This window comes from Sphingomonas sp. 3-13AW (assembly GCF_049311085.1).
Classification (GTDB): Bacteria; Pseudomonadota; Alphaproteobacteria; order Sphingomonadales; family Sphingomonadaceae; genus Sphingomonas.
Genome location: NZ_JASNVZ010000006.1, coordinates 13,086 through 29,826 on the forward strand (window position 1 = coordinate 13,086; position 16,741 = coordinate 29,826).

A 16,741-nucleotide genomic window follows, 5' to 3' on the forward strand; every position below is an offset into this window, starting at 1 on the left:
CGAGCTACGCGAAGAGGGATACCCGATGACCTGGTTGGAGCATCTGTTCACCCGATCCCCCGAGATCGCACTCTTCCTCGCGCTGGCGATCGGCTATGCGATCGGCAAGATCCGCTTTGGGCGGTTCCAGCTGGGCGGCGTCGGCGGATCGCTGCTCGCCGCCGTCTTCATCAGCCAGATCGGTGTTCACATCGACGACGGCGTGAAGTCGGTGATGTTCGCGCTGTTCATCTATGCGGTCGGCTACAACAGCGGCCCGCAGTTCTTCAGCTCGCTGAACAGGTCGAGCCTGCGGGAAATCGCCCTCGCGATCTTCCTGGCGGTGGTGTCCCTCGCGACGGTGGTGTTCCTCGCCAGGGCGTTCGGGCTGGACAAGGGCCTCGCAGCAGGCCTGGCGAGCGGCGCGCTGACGCAGTCCGCGATCATCGGCACCGCGGGAGACGCGATCTCCCGGCTTCCGCTTCCCCCGGCAGAGATCCAAGCGCTCCAGAGCAACGTCGCCATCGCCTATGCCGTCACCTATGTGTTCGGCTCGCTCGGCGCGATCATCGTGTGCGCGAACGTGCTGCCGCGCTTCATGGGACAGGATCTGAAGGCGGCCGCGGCGGAGGAGGAACGCAAGCTTCGCGGGGGCGCCCCACCATCGGGCCCCGGCGTGGTACCAGCGATGCCCGCGTTGATCGGCCGCGCCTTCCATGTGACCACCGGGGCGGGTCGCACGATCGGGGACATCGAGCAGGAAGCGCAGGAGGCGCTGACGATCGAGCGCGTCGTTCGCAACGGCCAGCTCATCGAACTCACCGGCAATCCTGCGCTTCAGGAAGGCGACACCGTCGTCGTGATCGGGCGGCGCGAGCAGATCGTCGAAACGGCCAAGTCGATCGGACCCGAAGCGCCGAACGCCGGCGGCCCTCCCCTCATCCTCCAGTCGCGCCAGGCGGTGTTCACCCGCAAGGAGCTGGATCACACGTCGATCGACGACATCAAGCAGCACCTTGATCCTTCGATGCGGCACGGGGTCTATATCCAGAGCATCACCCGCATGGGTCGCCCGCTGCCCATCCTCCCCGAGACGGTCGTGATGAACGGCGACGTCGTCACCTTCTACGGCGCGGAATCCGACACCGCGCGGGCAGCGAACGCCGCCGGCTACCCGCTGGACACAAGCAACAAAACCGACTTTGTCTACATGGGGCTGGGGATCGCCTTTGGCCTGCTGATCGGCACGTTCGTGGCCAATGTCGGCGGCATTCCCGTGACGCTGGGGTCAGGCGGCGGCGCTTTGCTCTCCGGCCTCATCTTTGGCTGGGCACGTGCAAGACGCCCGATGTTCGGGGCGCTTCCACCCGCCGCGTCGCAACTGCTGCAGGATTTCGGTCTCGCCGCCTTCGTCTCCGTGGTCGGCCTGAATTCGGGCAGGCAGGCGCTCACGACGATAGAGCAGCACGGGTTGACGATCTTCATGCTGGGGCTGGTCGTTACCCTACTACCGCTGCTGCTCACGATGGTCTTCGGCCGCTATGTGCTCGGCTATCGGAATGCCGCCATCTTTGCCGGCGCGCTGTCGGGCTCGCGGAGCGCCAACCCGGCCTTCGGCGCGGTTCTCGACAAGGCGGGAAGCTCCGTCCCTACGGTAGCCTTCGCCATCACCTACGCGCTCGCGAATGTCCTCCTCACCCTGCTGGGGCCGCTCGTGGTCGGCCTTGTTTGATCCATTCTCTCGGAGAAGTCCCATGGTGACGCCTATCGAAAAGCTCTCCCAGCTAAGCCCCTTCGAGTTGAAGGACGAACTGATCGAGCTCGCATCCCATTCGGAAAACCGCGTGATGCTCAATGCCGGCCGGGGCAATCCGAACTTCCTGGCCACCATTCCCCGTCACGGCTTCTGGCGCCTCGGGCTGTTTGCAATGCGCGAGGCGGAGCGCAGCTTCGCCTATCTGCCCGAGGGGGTGGGCGGCTTCCCACGGCTCAGCGGCATCGAGGATCGCTTCGAAAGCTACGCGCGCGAACATCGCGATGCAGACGGCATCCAGTTTCTCGCGGGAGCGGTTTCCTACGTTCGCGACCAATTGGGAATGGATGCGGCAACGTTCCTCTACGACATGTGCGAGGCGGTCCTGGGGTGCAATTACCCCGTGCCCGACCGCATGCTGCGCAGCGCAGAGCCCATCGTCGCCCATTATCTCCGACAGGAGATGGTCGGCTCCCAGTCCTTCACCGGCGGCTTTGACATTTTCGCGACCGAAGGCGGCACGGCGGCGATGACCTATATCTTCAGCACGCTGCGCGCCAACCACCTGCTCTCTCCCGGAGACAGCATCGCGATCGGCATGCCGATCTTCACGCCCTATATCGAGATACCCCGCCTCCACGACTACAACCTCACCGAAGTGCTGATCGAAGCGGATCCCAAACAGGGCTGGCAATATCCCGCATCCGAGATCGACAAGCTCAAGGACCCGGCGGTCAAAGCCTTCTTCCTGGTCAACCCGAGCAATCCTCCATCGGTACGGGTCAACCGGGAAACACTGGACCGGATCGCAGCGATTGCCAGGGACCGCCCCGACCTCATCCTATTGACCGACGACGTCTACGGAACCTTCGCCGACGACTTCACGTCACTGTTTGCAGTGGCGCCGCAGAACACGATCCTCGTCTACTCCTTCTCCAAATACTTCGGCGCGACCGGCTGGCGCCTCGGCGCGATCGGCGTGCATCAGGACAACGTCTTCGACCGCGCCATCGCCGCACTTCCGGAGGAGGTGCAGTCCGAACTGGACCACCGCTACCAGTCGATCGCCGTAAACCCGCGCGAGTTGAAGTTCATCGACCGCATGGTGGCGGATAGCCGGACGGTCGCCCTGAACCACACGGCTGGCCTCTCCACCCCCCAGCAGGTGCAAATGGTGCTCTTCTCGCTGTTCGCGCTGATGGATACGCCCAACGCCTACAAGGCAGCGATGAAGCGGCTGATCCGCGCCCGCGAGCACGCGCTCTACCGGGAAATCGGCGAGAGCCCGGACCCGAACCCGGACGACGTCGGCTATTACACTCTGCTCGATCTTTCCGACCTCAGCGAAAAGGCGTTCGGCAAGCCGTTCGTGGACTGGCTGCTCAAGACGGTAGAGCCCCGTGCGCTGCTCTTTGAGCTGGCAAACAAGGAAGGCGTGGTGCTCCTGCCCGGAGGCGGCTTTGGTGCGACCTCCCCTGCTGGCCGGGTATCGCTCGCGAACCTCAACGAGGTCGACTATATGAAGATCGGCCGAGCCGCCCGGGCCCTCATCGAGGAATATCACGCGAAGTTCCTGAACGAGACTGGGGAGGCGAAGAAGTCCTGACGCTCATCGCCGGTGGCGCGGTTGGAAGGCTAAAAACCGGTGCCGCCCGCGTCACGGCGACAAAGAGGATGGATGCGATGGGCAGATACCTCTTCATCGGAGCCGCGTTGCTGGCAGGCTTCAGCGCGGCGCCGGCGCATGCCCAGGAGGAAATCCTCGGCACCTGGCGAGATGCGAAGGACAGTGTCCATGTTCGGACTGCTCGCTGCGGAGACCGGGTGTGCGGCGTGGTCGTCTGGGCGACGGAGCGTGCCAAGGCGAGTGCGAGGCGCGGCGGCACGCCGAACCTCATCGGCACCACCGTCTTTCGGGATTTCAAGCAGGAAAAGCCAAATCAGTGGCGTGGGCGGGTTTTCGTCCCCGACCGCGGAGTCACCTTTTCGGGAACGATCAGCCTGGTCGGGCGCAACGAGTTGCGCGGCACCGGATGCCTGATCGGCCGGATCGGCTGCAAGTCGCGGACGTGGACCCGCGTCGAATAGCCGGTGCTAGGCCACCCCCCCTGAACCGGCAGCCGTGCGCCGGTTGAGCCGATCGACGCGGAACAGAAAACCAGCAGTATAGATCAGCGCCAGCGCGGCCATCATCAGCAGCGGACCGCGCGCCTCCGACAGGATGGCGCCCATCTGGTTGAAGCGGATGAACAGGTGCGTCGCGACCGTCGCGGGAGAGAGCCACGCGATCGCCGCCAGCCAATCGGGCATCTGGTAGAGCGGCCATGCGAACCCGCCCAGGAACAACAGCGGCAGCGAGGTCGACAGGAGGACCTTGAGCGCGTCGTCGCCGTTCCGGAACAGGCTTCCCGCGAACATTCCAAGCCCGACCACGGCGAATGCGAAAAGCGGGATCGAGATCAGCAACCCGGGCATGTTGCCGCCGTGGGGAACGTCCTGGATCCAATAGATGAGGCCGAAATAGAAGCCGGTAGACAGCATGCCGATCGTCGCGCAGGCGACGAGCATTCCCAGCGCCTCCGCCGGCTTCATCACCTGCCACCCCCGCCGACGCCGATCCGCCACCAGCCGGGCGGAAGCCGCCATCAGCGTTTGCTGCAGAATGATGTTGGCTACTGCTGGAAAGACATAATCGCGATAGCCGCCGGTCGTGAAGATCGGCTGCTCCAGGATCAGCTGCCGATCCTGGCGGGAGAGCGCCGGCACGGCCTGTTCGAGCTCGGCCACAGCGTCCAGCGCGACCTCTGCCAGCGTGCTGCCGATCGCCTCAGCGCGCACGAAATAGCTTCCGTTCAACCATAGGGCGATGCCCGACCCGCCGCGCCCCTCCAGGACTTGCTGGCCGGCGTTCGGTGCGAAGTACAGGACGCCATCGGCCTTGCGTGTATGGATAAGCTCCCGCGCATCCGCCAGATTGGCGAGCTCCCCCAGGACATGGACCGTCCGTGTATCGCTGAGGTGGCGCACCAGCGCACGCGACAGCGGCGAACGGTCGGCATCGACCACCACGAGGTTGATGTCGTTGGCCGTCTGCTGCTCGTAAGGGGCCGGATAGTAGAATGCGTAGAAAAGGACGGACAGGATCGCGAGCGCGAAGAGCTCCCGTGACCGCAGGATCGTGAAGAAGGTCTGCTCGATCGCGCGCACGAAGGTCATGCCCGCTTCCCCGACCGCAGGATCAGCGCCATCCCGATCGTGCCGGCGATGAGCGGATACAGGAGGAGCGCGGTGATCGGCCGCACGGCTGCGGCAGGCGTGACCCCGATCAGCTGGTCCATCTGCAGCATAATGAAGTGCGTCAATGGCAGCACCTCGCTCCAGTGCTGCGCAATCCAGAGCCCGCCCATAAGCGGGAGGGTCGCGCCCGAATAGGCAAGCGCCGATCCGGCGACGATGACGGCGGCGGACAGCGACGTTCCCACCTCCCGCGTTACCCCCATGAACAGCAGCGCGATGCCGGCCGTAGCCACGAAGAGCAGCAGCATGCCCAGAACGATGACGACGATGCTCCCCTCCGCGCGATATCCGCGCACGGCCGTCATCCAGATCAGCCATGCTACGCACCAAAGCACCCCGGCAAGCACATGAAGGGTAAGGCGACCCACCAGGAAGGATGCCGGCGACGGGGTCTCGCGGACAAAGGCGCCAAAGGATTTGTCGCGCATCAGCGGTCCCAGCGAACCGATGCAGGAAATCGCGATCAGCAGATGCAGCACGCTCGGGCCGATCAGCATGCCCAGATACCATTCAAGGCTCAGGGTCGGGTTGCCCAGCAGCGTGACCTGCAGGCCCGGCAGCGAACGCTGGGCAACGGCCGCCCCGCCGACGCCGAGGGTACGCGGAAGCTGCTCCGCAAGCGTCACGGCCGTGACTACCCGCAGATAGGTCGAGGCGAGCGAGCCCGTCGACAGGAACACGGCCTCGTAAAAGACTTCGACTGGCGCCCCGTTAGCGGGACGCGCACCGACCCCCTTGGGAATGACGAGAAAGGCCACGGCGCGTTCGCTGCGCACCATCGACAGCGCCTCTTCCCGGTTGGGCGTGCGGGCGACCAGTTCGAGGGACGGAGTTGCCGCGATGTTGCGCGCGATTTCCCGCGCGACCGGTCCACCATCATGATCCACGACGACGACCGGAAGGTCTTCCAGCGTACCGCCCCACATCATGGCAGCCATCGAGGCGAGCAGGACCAGCGGGAGCAGGGTCAGAACGAACAGGTCGACCGGGGTTCTTGCGATCCGCGCCGCCTCTTGTCGAAAAGCCGTGCCAAACACGCTCATTGTGGCCAGTCGAACAATACGCTCATACCTGGCCGCAGGCCCTTGATCGGCTGCACAGGTTCCAGCTTCACGGCAAAAGCACGGACGTCATAGCCGCGGGACTGTCGCGTGGCGCGGAAGGTGGCGAAGCTGCCCTGCGGGCTCACATGAGTCACCCGGAAATCATAATGTCCGCCGAGTGCAGGCACACTCCCGCGGAATACGCGGCCCTCCGCCATGCCCTTGAAGTCGTCTTCGCGGATATTCAGCGTCACCCAGGGGTGGTCGATCGCGACAAGCTGGATCGCCGGCAGAATGGGGCTGACGATCTCGCCCGGCTCCACCAATCGCCGGGATACTTCGGCGTCGAGGGGAGCAACGAGCAGCGTCTCCCGCTGGAGAGCCTTGGAAGCGGACACCAGTGCGCGTGCGGACTGAACCTGCGCTGCGGCGATTTCGCGGTTCTCCTTCCGCGTGCCGGCAGCGACCTTTTCATACTGGAGCCGAGCCGCCTCGGCGATGCGCGCGCTCGACACGCGTGCGGCACGCGCCTCGTCGCGGCGCTGTGCGGAAACCACGCCCTGCGCGTACAGGCTATTCGTGCGTTCGGCGGTCACCCGCGCAAGTTCGGCGGTCGCCTGGGCCGCTTGCCAATTCGCCCGAAGCGCCGCCACGTCCTCCTCACGCGCGCCCTTGTCCGCGATCTCCTGAAGCGCACGCGCGCTTTCCAGCGCGGCATCCGCCTCCTGCACGCCACTTTCGACTTCGGGGGCACTCAGGACGGCCAGCACCTGGCCGCGTTTGACCCGGCTGCCCTCTTCCACGAGCATGCGCTCGACGCGTGAGAGCGCCTTGGTCGCGACGTTGACCTCCTCGGCTTCGACCTCCCCCTGGAGCGGCGGGATGGCGGGTCGGCTCGCGAGCCACAGCCCGATCGCGACGATCACCGCGGCCAGTGCCAGGCCGCCCCAGAGCAGCCACCTTGCCCGCCGGCTCGGAGGCCGATCTTCGGGCGCGGCGGCGATTGTGGATTGCGAGACCTCGCTCATTGCGGGACTGCCACCCGGATATCGGCCTTGGCCAGATATTCGGAGAAGGTGGGCAAGCGTCCGGAGGCCGTGAGCAGTGCCGCAAGCGCCACATCATATTCATAGGCGGTCGCTACCCGCTGCGTTCGGGCGGCCGCCAGCGCAGCCTGCGCACCCGTGACTTCGGTGACGGTCCCCTCCCCTTCACGAAAGCTGATGCGCTGAACACGCAGGTTCTCGGTGGCTGCCGCGATGCTGCTGTCCAGCGACAGGAAGGACCGGCGCGCACTCTCGACGAGGTTCCACGTTCGCAAGGTGGCGGACCTCCCCGCCTGCCGGGCGCCACGTGCGGCTTCCTGCGCCGCCGCTTCCTGTTCGCGAGCGGCAGCGACCGCCTGGGACCGACCGATGTTGGAGAACAAGGTATAGCGGACGCCCACGCCCACGATCCAGTCGGGCTCGGTCGGCAACGCACTCGAACGGTTGAGATTATACTCGCCAAAGGCAAAGGCCTGCGGCCGCAGCCGCGCCTTGGCGAGATCCACGGCGGCGCCTGCCACCGAGCCCGCGGCATTCGCCTCGCGCGTCTGCGGCAAGTCGTCTTCCCCGCCCAGGAACTGCGTCGCAGGAGGCAAGGGGGCGCTGACAACGAACAATGGTGAAGTCGGGCGCACGCCATCTACCTCCAGCAGGCTGGCCAGGTCCGTACGCGCACTGTCCTGCGCCAGCACGGCGCGCTGATACTCCCGCTCGGCCACGTCCCGGGCGACTTGCGCCTCCAGCCGGCGCGCTCGCGGGATGAAGCCCTCGTTCTCCAGCTTGATCGCGTCCGACAGGAGGCTGTCCAGGGCATCCAAGGATTCGCGCGTCGAACGCACCAGCGCCTCGGCTGCAAGCTGCCCGAAATAGGCGCGGATCAGATTGACCTGCGTGAGATCGCGCGCGGATTGCGCCCGTGCCGCGCCCAGCGCCGTACCCGCCTCTGCCCCGCGCCGGATCGCGGAGATCGCCCCGCCGGTATAGAGCGGCAGGATTCCCTGGACCGTGGGGCGGAAAGAGTCCTGCCGGAACCGGTAGGACAGTTCGCTCGGCAATGCCGCGAACAGCCCGGGAAGCGCCTCGGAAATACGCCCGACGATATCCGCGGCAATTTCCTGGAACTGCGGAGAAACCGACCCTGGAATACCGTCCAGAAAGGCCCTGGTTTGATCCAGCGTCTCCTGCCGGGGGCCGGAAAGGTCGACAGAGAGAGTCTTCTCATACTCCAAATATTGGGCGGACACCGTGACGATGGGCCGGTTCAGGCTCGACAAAGACTTTTCTGTCAGCCGGGCGGCGTTCTCGGAATGTCGGGCAGCCACTACGGCTGGCGCGACCTTGTTGGACCGCTCGACGGCAGCATCGAAGCTCATCGCGACAGTCTGCGCAGATGCCGCGTGGCTGCCGCAAACACACGCCACGGCCACGACCCCTGCCCAATCACCTCCCCACCGGCGCCCGCATTGAAGCGGAACAGCAAGTCCGGGCCGAGTCTTGCTCGACAAACGAGGAGAGCATCTCCACATGAGCGATATACTACGCCCGTTTAGAATGGATTGCGAGTTTTAAGAGGAGACTTCAGATATAGTCTTAGCTTACTTAACCATAATATTGACACCAACTAGGCCCCTGCCGCGGCCATCCGCAACAGGAGCCCAGAGTTCTTAGAATGCGCAGCCCCACAACTTGATCCGAGGACCAGGCCGGGTCGCGGGGCCGGGAGCAAATCTCAGCTCGCAGTGTCGTTCGCTGCCGTGCTCGCCTGGGGCTTGGGGTCCTTGGCGGCTTCCGACAGGGCTGCCTGCAGCCGTGCCTCCTGCTCCGCCGACAGCGAGGTGCGAATGATCCGCCCATGCACACCCGACAGTTCGGCAAGCACCTTCTCCGGCTGCGCGCGGCGGACCAGGATGAAGAGCGCCGACGTGTTCGGCTGCAGCGAGTTGGAGAGTTCTTCGATGAAGGAGTCATTGATCCCATAATCGACAAGGGACCCGGACAGGGCACCGGTTCCCAGACCGATCACGCCGCCGATCGCCATTCCCGCAACCGGGTTCAGGAACAGCAGCCCGACCAGCGTGCCCCAGAGCACGCCGGAGATTCCTCCGGAGGCCGCGCCCGCTCCCACCAGGTTGACGCTCTGCTTCAGGTTCACCTTGCCATTGGGGTGGCGGATAGCGACAACTGAATCCTCGAGATCGATCAGATATTCACGCTGCAGCTGGTTCAACTTGCTCAGGACGCGGTCTGCTTCCTGAGGATCGTCGAAACCAATCACGATCAATTCTGCCATCGTATCTCTCCTTCATCATCTTTTCGGAAGATCGAAATCAGGAGCCGGGCAACTCCGAGCAGAGCAGCTGTCGGCCTACTTGTGTCTCACGCATCAAAAGAAAGCGCCCCGCCCCGCCGGGGGCGGCGTGGCGGGGCGCAGTTCCCCGTCTTTCCTCCTTGGGGGGAGGGGAGAGGTGCGGCGGGGATGCGGGAGATACTGAAACTCGGATCGCGACTAGTTCCTCCACCTCGACTTGACCGCGACGTACAATTGGAAATGGGACAACTTGCACTAGTGCCGTTTGCCTTCCACTCCGCGACAAAGCTGTCTTAGCGTGGGCAAGCGCATGTATTGGATACGCAAATGTCCGTACGACCACACATGATGAGCTTTTCTGCTGCTCCGCGACGCTCGGCAATTCGCGCGAGTCCACAAAGCCGCGTCGCAAGAACCCCGGTAAGTCATGGTCTCCCTTGGCGAAGCGATGCGGGGCCTGCCCGTCAATTGACTCCCAGGGCGTAGCGAGTTGGCGCGAGACGCTGTTCTTTCAGGCTCGACACGGTCCCACGGCTGGATTCCGGAACCGCTAATGCGGCGCGGGCACGCGGCCAGCTCCGTGCCGCAAAGCGATTTCCGGAATAGCAGTTCGCCTAACGAGGCAAGATAACCGCGGGGCGCATCGGGTCAGGCCATGGTGACGATCACTTTCCGGAAGCGGGCAAGCGCGATCAGGAAAAAGGCAGAGCCGATCACGATCAGTGCGAGGAACTGCGGCCACACCACATCGATGCCCGCACCCCGAAACAGGATCGCCTGTCCCAGTTCCACGAAATGGGTGGTCGGCGCTGCAAGCATGATGTCCTGAACAAGCTTCGGCATGCTCTCGCGCGGCGTGATCCCGCCCGAAAGCATCTCCAGCGGGATGAGGACGAGAACCGTCAGCATCCCGAACTGCGGCATGTTGCGCGCGATCGTCGCCATGAAGATGCCGATCGACGTCGTCGCGAACATCGACAGCGTGGCGCCGGTGAAGAACAGGGGCAGCGAGCCCGCGATCGGCACTTGCAGGAACCCGCGCACGACCAAGTGGATCGAAAGCAGCGACGCCAGCAGGACGACAAGGCTCATCGACCAGACCTTGCTCGCCATGATCTCGAATGGGGTGACGGGCATGACGAGCAGATGCTCAATGGTGCCATGTTCGCGTTCACGGATCAGCGCCGCACCGGTCAGGATGATCGACAGAAGCGTGATCTGGTTGATGATCTGGGTCAGCGCGCCGAACCAAGTCTTGTTCAACGTCGGATTGAACCGCGCCCGCAACTCCAGCTCCACGGGCAGCGCGTTCTGGCCCTGACGCCTTGCGATAAAGGCATTCACCTCCCCCAGCGCGATCTGCTGGATGTAGGTGCTTCCAGAGAAGGCCTGCGTCATCCGGGTAGCGTCGGTGTTGAGCTGGATCTCTGCTGGACGCCTCGCCAGGACGTCGCGCTGGAAGCCCTGCGGGATCTGCAGGACGAAGGTGTAGCGGCCGGCATCCATGCCTGGATCGATCTGCGTGCTGTTGATCATCACCGGCGGCGCGAACAGCGGCGGGTAAAAGGCGTCGATGATCCGGCGCGACAGGGGTGAGTGATCCTCGTCCACCACGGCGATCGAGGCCATGTGGAGCGTTTCCGGCATCGCCTTTGCAGAGGTGTAGATAACGCCGGTGAAGGTGAAGAGGATCAGCACGAGCATGATCGGGTCGCGCCACAGGCTCCACAGCTCTTTGACGCCGAGCCTGTAGATGCTGGAGAGCGCGCGCATGGCTTAGCGCTCCTGCTTGTGAAGCAGCAGGATGGCGGCAACCGTGATCACCGGCCAGGCGATGAGGAGCGGCCACAGGGAGGGCCACAACTCGCGAAAGCCCAGCGCCTTGTTGAAGACGCCCCGGGTGATCGTGATCATGTACGAAGAGGGATAGATCTCCCCGAACAGCCGCGCCCCGCCCTGCAGCGAGGTGACCGGGTCGATCATTCCGCCATAGGTAAGGGTCGGGATCAGCGTCCCGATCATGGCTAGGAACAGGGCGGCAATCTGGCTGCGCGTAACGGCCGAAGCCAGCAGGCCCATGCCCGTCGCGATGAAGGAGAACAGAAGCGCACCCACCGTCAGGGCGGCGAAGTTGCCGGTGATTGGAACCCGGAAGACCCAGATGCCCATCAAGACCATCACCAGGAAATTGATCATGGCGATGCCGACATAGGGCAGTTGCTTGCCGAGTAGGAACTCGGTGCGGGTGACCGGGGTCACATAGAAGTTGATGATCGACCCGGTTTCCTTCTCCCGCACCACGGCCATGGCAGCGAGCATCGCCGGCAACACGAGCAACAACAACGGAATGACGCTCGGCACCATTGCCGGAAGGCTGCGGACATCGGGATTGTAGCGGTAGCGGTTCTCGATCGAGACGGCGGACCCCGCCCCGGTCCTCGCCCCGCCGGTCAGCCCCGCATCGCGCATCTCCTGGCTTAGCCACCGCTGGTGCATCCCCTGGACATAACCGCGCACCGTCTCTGCGCGCATCGGCATGGCGCCGTTGAACCAGGCGGCGACAGGTTGCGGCTGCCCCTGCAGCAGGTCACGGCCGAAACCCGGGGGAATCTCGATCGCGACCGTCAGTTCGCCGCTGCGCATCCGCCGGTCCATGTCGTCGTAATCCAGGATCGGCGGCTCCTGGACGAAGTAGCGGGAGCCGGCGAGTTCGAGCTCGTAGCGCTGGCTGATGCTGCTCTGGTCGCGATCCAGGACCGCGAAGCGGATGTCATTCACATCGAAGCTGATGCCAAAGCCGATCACCAACAACAGGATGACCGATCCCGCCAGCGCAAGCGCCCCCCGGACCGGATCACGTTCCAGTTCGAGCACCTCCCGCCACAGGTAACTGTACATCCGCCGCGGGCTGAACGCGCGGCGCCGCATCGTGCTGTCCGATACCGAGGCGGCACCCTCCACGGCCAGCTCGACGGGGGCTCCCTCTCCCTCATCACCACCCGCCTCCACGAGGTAGGAGATGAAGGCCTCTTCTAACGTCGCGGTGCCGCGCTTTTCCACAAGGCGATCGGGCGCGTCGCTGTCGAGGACCTTGCCCGCATGCATCATCGAGATTCGGTCGCACCGCTCCGCCTCGTTCATGAAATGGGTCGAGATGAAGATGGTGACGCGGTCACTGCGCGACAGCTCGATGAGGAGGCGCCAGAAGATGTCGCGTGCGACCGGATCCACGCCGGAGGTCGGCTCATCCAGGATCAGCAGCTCGGGCTTGTGAACCAGCGCCACCGCGAGCGACAGCCGCTGGCGCGCTCCTAGCGGAAGTCCCGTGGGTAGGCTGTCTGCCACGTCTTCCAGTCCGAACCGTTCGAGCATCTCGGCGATGCGGCCTGGGATCTGATCGCCCGGCACCTCGAACAGCCGGGCATGGAGGTCCAGGTTCTGGCGAACCGTCAGTTCGCTATACAGCGAGAACGCCTGGCTCATGTAGCCCACGCGGCGGCGGACCCCGATGTCATGCGGGTCGGTCAGCTTGCCGAACAGCAGGGCCTCGCCCTCGGTCGGGGGAAGCAACCCGGTCAGCATCTTCATCGTCGTGGTCTTGCCGCAGCCGTTGGAGCCGAGGAAACCGAAGATCTCGCCGCGGCGGATGCGGAAGCTGACGTGATCGACGGCAACGAAGTCGCCGAAGCGCATCGTCAGGTCCCGCGCCTCGATGGCGATGTCGGTGTCGTCCGCCGCAAGGGGCGGCTTGGTGACCGGGGTATGGTCGCGCCGTCGCTCCTCCGGCAGCAACGCGATGAATGCGTCGTCCAGCGAGGTCGTGCCCGTCCGCTCCAGAAGGTCGGCCGGGGTGCCCGTCGCCAGCACCGCGCCACCGTCCATTGCCACGAGCCAATCGAAGCGCTGCGCCTCGTCCATGTACGCGGTAGCGACGATCACGCTCATTGCCGCGTTCTCTTCCCGGATGCGTGCGATCAGCTCCCAGAACTTAGCGCGGGCGAGCGGATCGACACCGGTGGTGGGTTCATCGAGGATCAGCAGTCGCGGCTCGTGGATCAGCGCGCAGCACAGGCCTAGCTTCTGCTTCATGCCCCCCGACAGCTTTCCGGCGGGGCGGCCGACGAAGGGATGGAGGCCGGTGCTGCGCGTAAGATCGTCGATCCGCTGCCGGCGCTCGGCCGGGCCTTGCCCAAACAACCGCGCGAAGAACTGGAGGTTCTCCTCCACCGACAGAGTCGGATAGAGGTTCTTGCCCAGGCCCTGCGGCATGTAGGCGATGCGGGGGCATACAGCCTCGCGATGCGCGCGATCCGCCATGCTGCCCCCCAGGACGAAGACGCTCCCCTCCTGCACCGCACGCGAGCCGGCAACGAGCGAGAAGAGGCTCGATTTCCCCACCCCGTCCGGCCCGATGATGCCGACCATCCGCCCGGCCGGTATCGCCAGATCGAGGCTGCGGAGTGCCTGGGTCCGGCCGTAATGGAGAGAGACGTCCGACAGCCGTACAACCGGATCCCCGGCGGAAAAGATGGGGGCATCGGGCTCCACCGGACTATTCCCTGACGACGCGGGACAGCTTCTCGGGCCATGGGACGTTGGGATCGAGGCGGATGTACGCCGTTCCGGGAAGGCCCGTCTTCACCAGCGTCAGGTGCCGCTGGAGCAACGCCGGATCTATCCGTGCCTTGACCCTGAACATCAGCTTCTGGCGCTCGCTCTCAGTTTCGACCGTCTTGGGCGTGAACTGGGCAACATCGGCAACGAAGCTGACCCGGGCGGGAATGGCGCGATCCGGCAACGCATCCAGCAGGATCCGGACCTCGCTTCCCAGCCCTACGCGGCCCGCGACCGTCTCTGGCAGGAAGAACACCATCGAGACGTCCGACAGATCCGCCATCGTCAGCACACGCCCGCCGGCACCGACTACTTCACCGGGTTGGGCGACCCGGTACTGGATCCTGCCGGAACGCGGTGCTCGCAGGTCGCTGTCGCGGATGTCGGCCATGATCCGGTCGATCGTGGCGCGCGCCGCCTCGACATTCGTGCCGGCGCCCACGACCTGACTGCGCGTTGCCGAGATTGCAGCATCGACCGCGGCAACCTGCGCCTTCGCGGCCTGCACCGCAGCCGACGCCCCTTCCACCGCCGCCTCGTCATTGTCGCGCTCCTGGACCGGCGTGGCACCTTCCCGTGCCAGGGTGGTGGACCGTGCGAGACGCTTGCGGGCAGCGTTGAGCTCTGCGGCACGCTGGAGGACGGTCGCTTCCGCAAACGCCCTGTCGCTTTCGCGCTGGACGACCTGCGTCTCGGTGATCCGCACTGCATTGGCTGCCTGGGCGAGTTGCGCCCGGGCCTCCGCAAGCTGTGCGTTCAGACCGTCGGTGTCCATGATGGCAACCGTCTGGCCCGCCTTCACGAACTGTCCTTCGTTCACCAGGATATCGCGGATGCGGCCCGGCATCTTCGCGGAAATGTCCACCTCCACAGCCTCGATTCGGCCGTTCCCGCTCACGATCCCACTGGGGGTTCCGGACGGACGCAGAACGAGCCACAGCAGCAGCGCGCCCGTCAGGATTACGGCTGCGACCAGGATGCGGTTCCGCCACGTCCGGCTGTGGATCTCCTTCATGGCGTTTGCGCCCTTCCTCGCTCGCGGGTGTCGGAATCGAACAGCGTCGCAGGTGCGAAACCACCGCCGAGTGCGGCGTAGAGCGCGACGGCACTCGCCAGGTCGGCGCGACGGAGCTGCACGAGCAGCTGTTCGGTGTCGAAGAGATCGCGTTGCGCCTCGAGCACCTCGAGGTACGCCGATCGCCCGTTGTCGAACCGCAGCCACGCAAGGCGGGACCGTTCGGTGAGCGCGTCCACGACCTGCCGCGTTGTTTCGATCTGGAGCGCGAGCTGCCGGCGGCGGACCAAGGCGTCCGCAACGTCTCGAAAGGCGCTTTGGATCGTCCGCTCGTACTGTGCGACGGACTCGACCTGCCGGGCACGCGACAAATCCAGGTTGGCGCGCAGCCGACCGCTATTGAAGATCGGGACGCTCAGGCTCGGAGCAAAGCTCCAGATGGTGGTGGGGTCGCTGAACAGGTCGCCGAGCTCCGTGCTGGCGAGGCCCAGCCCGCCCGTCAGCCGGATGTTCGGAAAGAACGCGGCGCGAGCGGCACCGATGTTCGCATTTGCCGCGCGCAACTGGTGTTCGGCAGCAATGATGTCGGGCCGATTGACCAGCAGTTCCGAGGGGAGGCCCGGCGGAAGCTGGGCGTACGGGGAAAGCGTCACAAGCCGCAGATCGGAAGGCGCAATATCCACCGGCTCGCCGACCAGCAGTGCGAGGGCATTGCGGTTTATGTCGCGATCCTGCTCCAACGCGTACAGCGTCGTCTGCGCCTGCCCCAGCAAGGTCTGCGCCTGGGTGACCTCCAGCTTAGAGCCCGAGCCGACTTCGTACCGCCGGCGGAGGATGCGCAGCGCCTCTTCCCGCGTGCGGATCGAGGATCGGGCAAGTGCGGCCCTCTCGTCATACTCGCGCTCCAGCAGATAGCCGTTGGCGACCTGCGCAACCAATTGCGTCGCGACGCCACGGCGCGCCTCCTCCGAGGCGAGATACTGCCAGCGGGCGGCATCCCGCAGGTTGCGCAGCCGCCCCCAGAAGTCGATTTCCCAGCCAGCCGCCAGCTGGACGCTGATGTCGCGCACGTCGACAGGCGTGGCGGAGCCACCCGGAACGTTGAAGAGCGTCCGCCCCCGCTGTCCGGTAATTGCGCCGTCGAGCTGCGGGTAAAGGGATGCGCCCTCGATCCGCCACGCGGCGCGCGCCTGCTCCACGCGCGCGGCAGCGATCCGGATGTCGCGGTTGTTCTCAAGCGCGCGAGAGATCAGCCGCCGGAGTTCCGGGTCCTGGAAGAAGTCCTGCCATCCGATGCGGGCGACGGACGGGCCGGGTGCTACGGTGGCCGGATATTGTGGCGGTACCGGTGCTGGTGGACGGACATGCGCCGGTGCAAAGGAGCAAGCCGCGACAAGAAGCGATGCCGACGCAGCGAATAGAGCCGCGAGGCGCCTGCCCGCCCTGGAAACTGTGCGGGGCCGGGTCATCCCCGCCCCACCCTGACCAGATACCCGCGCCATCGCATTACCGACGGCCGCGGAACGGGTCGCCGTCAGCCTGGACGGAAATCATGGTCCGGGAGCTGCGCGCGCCTACCCCGGAGCACTCCGGTCGGGGGTGGCTGTGCAGGTGGTCCATAACGCGCTCCCTCGACCTCGATAGATGCAGCAGGGTCCCAAAGGGGGACTCCGTGCGCGAATTAGG

Annotated in this window: 12 protein-coding genes; 3 read left to right on the forward strand and 9 right to left on the reverse strand. The window is 65.2% G+C overall.

The genetic code is table 11. The features are described 5' to 3' along the window. The first annotated feature begins 25 nt into the window (after positions 1-25). The 3 genes from aspT (at position 26) to QP045_RS08970 (ending at position 3,820) form a co-directional block, all read left to right on the forward strand. Positions 26-1,711 (forward strand): aspartate-alanine antiporter, encoded by a 1,686-nt coding sequence (gene aspT, locus QP045_RS08960; protein ID WP_422514640.1) that lies wholly within the window; start codon positions 26-28, stop codon positions 1,709-1,711. Between the two features lie 22 nt (positions 1,712-1,733). Further along, on the forward strand, positions 1,734-3,338 hold the full coding sequence (locus QP045_RS08965; protein WP_422514641.1) for a bifunctional aspartate transaminase/aspartate 4-decarboxylase: 1,605 nt from the start codon (positions 1,734-1,736) through the stop codon (positions 3,336-3,338). Between the two features lie 77 nt (positions 3,339-3,415). Next, entirely contained in the window at positions 3,416-3,820 is a 405-nt protein-coding gene (locus tag QP045_RS08970) for a DUF2147 domain-containing protein (RefSeq protein ID WP_422514642.1), read from the forward strand. Between the two features lie 6 nt (positions 3,821-3,826). Here QP045_RS08970 and QP045_RS08975 read toward each other — a convergent pair whose 3' ends face one another. The 9 genes from QP045_RS08975 to QP045_RS09015 form a co-directional block, all read right to left on the reverse strand. Further along, on the reverse strand, positions 3,827-4,948 hold the full coding sequence (locus QP045_RS08975; protein WP_422514643.1) for an ABC transporter permease: 1,122 nt from the start codon (positions 4,946-4,948) through the stop codon (positions 3,827-3,829). Then, complete coding sequence (locus QP045_RS08980; protein WP_422514644.1) at positions 4,945-6,072, reverse strand: ABC transporter permease; 1,128 nt, start codon at positions 6,070-6,072, stop codon at positions 4,945-4,947. Before QP045_RS08980 ends, QP045_RS08975 begins: the two co-directional genes overlap by 4 nt. Then, positions 6,069-7,100, reverse strand: a complete 1,032-nt coding sequence (locus QP045_RS08985; RefSeq protein WP_422514645.1) for an HlyD family secretion protein — start codon at positions 7,098-7,100, stop codon at positions 6,069-6,071. Before QP045_RS08985 ends, QP045_RS08980 begins: the two co-directional genes overlap by 4 nt. Further along, a complete protein-coding gene (locus QP045_RS08990) occupies positions 7,097-8,491 on the reverse strand; it encodes a TolC family protein (protein WP_422514646.1) in 1,395 nt (464 codons plus the stop codon). The genes QP045_RS08985 and QP045_RS08990 overlap by 4 nt, the downstream gene beginning before the upstream one ends. A gap of 356 nt (positions 8,492-8,847) precedes the next feature. Beyond that, positions 8,848-9,408, reverse strand: coding sequence for a DUF1269 domain-containing protein (locus QP045_RS08995; protein ID WP_422514647.1), 561 nt, complete (start codon positions 9,406-9,408; stop codon positions 8,848-8,850). A gap of 666 nt (positions 9,409-10,074) precedes the next feature. Continuing rightward, the gene (locus tag QP045_RS09000) at positions 10,075-11,199 is read right to left on the reverse strand and encodes an ABC transporter permease (RefSeq protein ID WP_422514648.1); all 1,125 of its coding nucleotides are present in this window, start codon (positions 11,197-11,199) and stop codon (positions 10,075-10,077) included. 3 nt (positions 11,200-11,202) lie between these two features. Next, on the reverse strand, positions 11,203-13,974 hold the full coding sequence (gene rbbA / locus QP045_RS09005) for a ribosome-associated ATPase/putative transporter RbbA (protein WP_422514649.1): 2,772 nt from the start codon (positions 13,972-13,974) through the stop codon (positions 11,203-11,205). Positions 13,975-13,978: 4 nt separating this feature from the next. After that, positions 13,979-15,055, reverse strand: coding sequence for an HlyD family secretion protein (locus QP045_RS09010; RefSeq protein WP_422514650.1), 1,077 nt, complete (start codon positions 15,053-15,055; stop codon positions 13,979-13,981). Continuing rightward, positions 15,052-16,524 (reverse strand): efflux transporter outer membrane subunit, encoded by a 1,473-nt coding sequence (locus QP045_RS09015; protein WP_422514651.1) that lies wholly within the window; start codon positions 16,522-16,524, stop codon positions 15,052-15,054. Before QP045_RS09015 ends, QP045_RS09010 begins: the two co-directional genes overlap by 4 nt. Positions 16,525-16,741 lie beyond the last annotated feature (217 nt).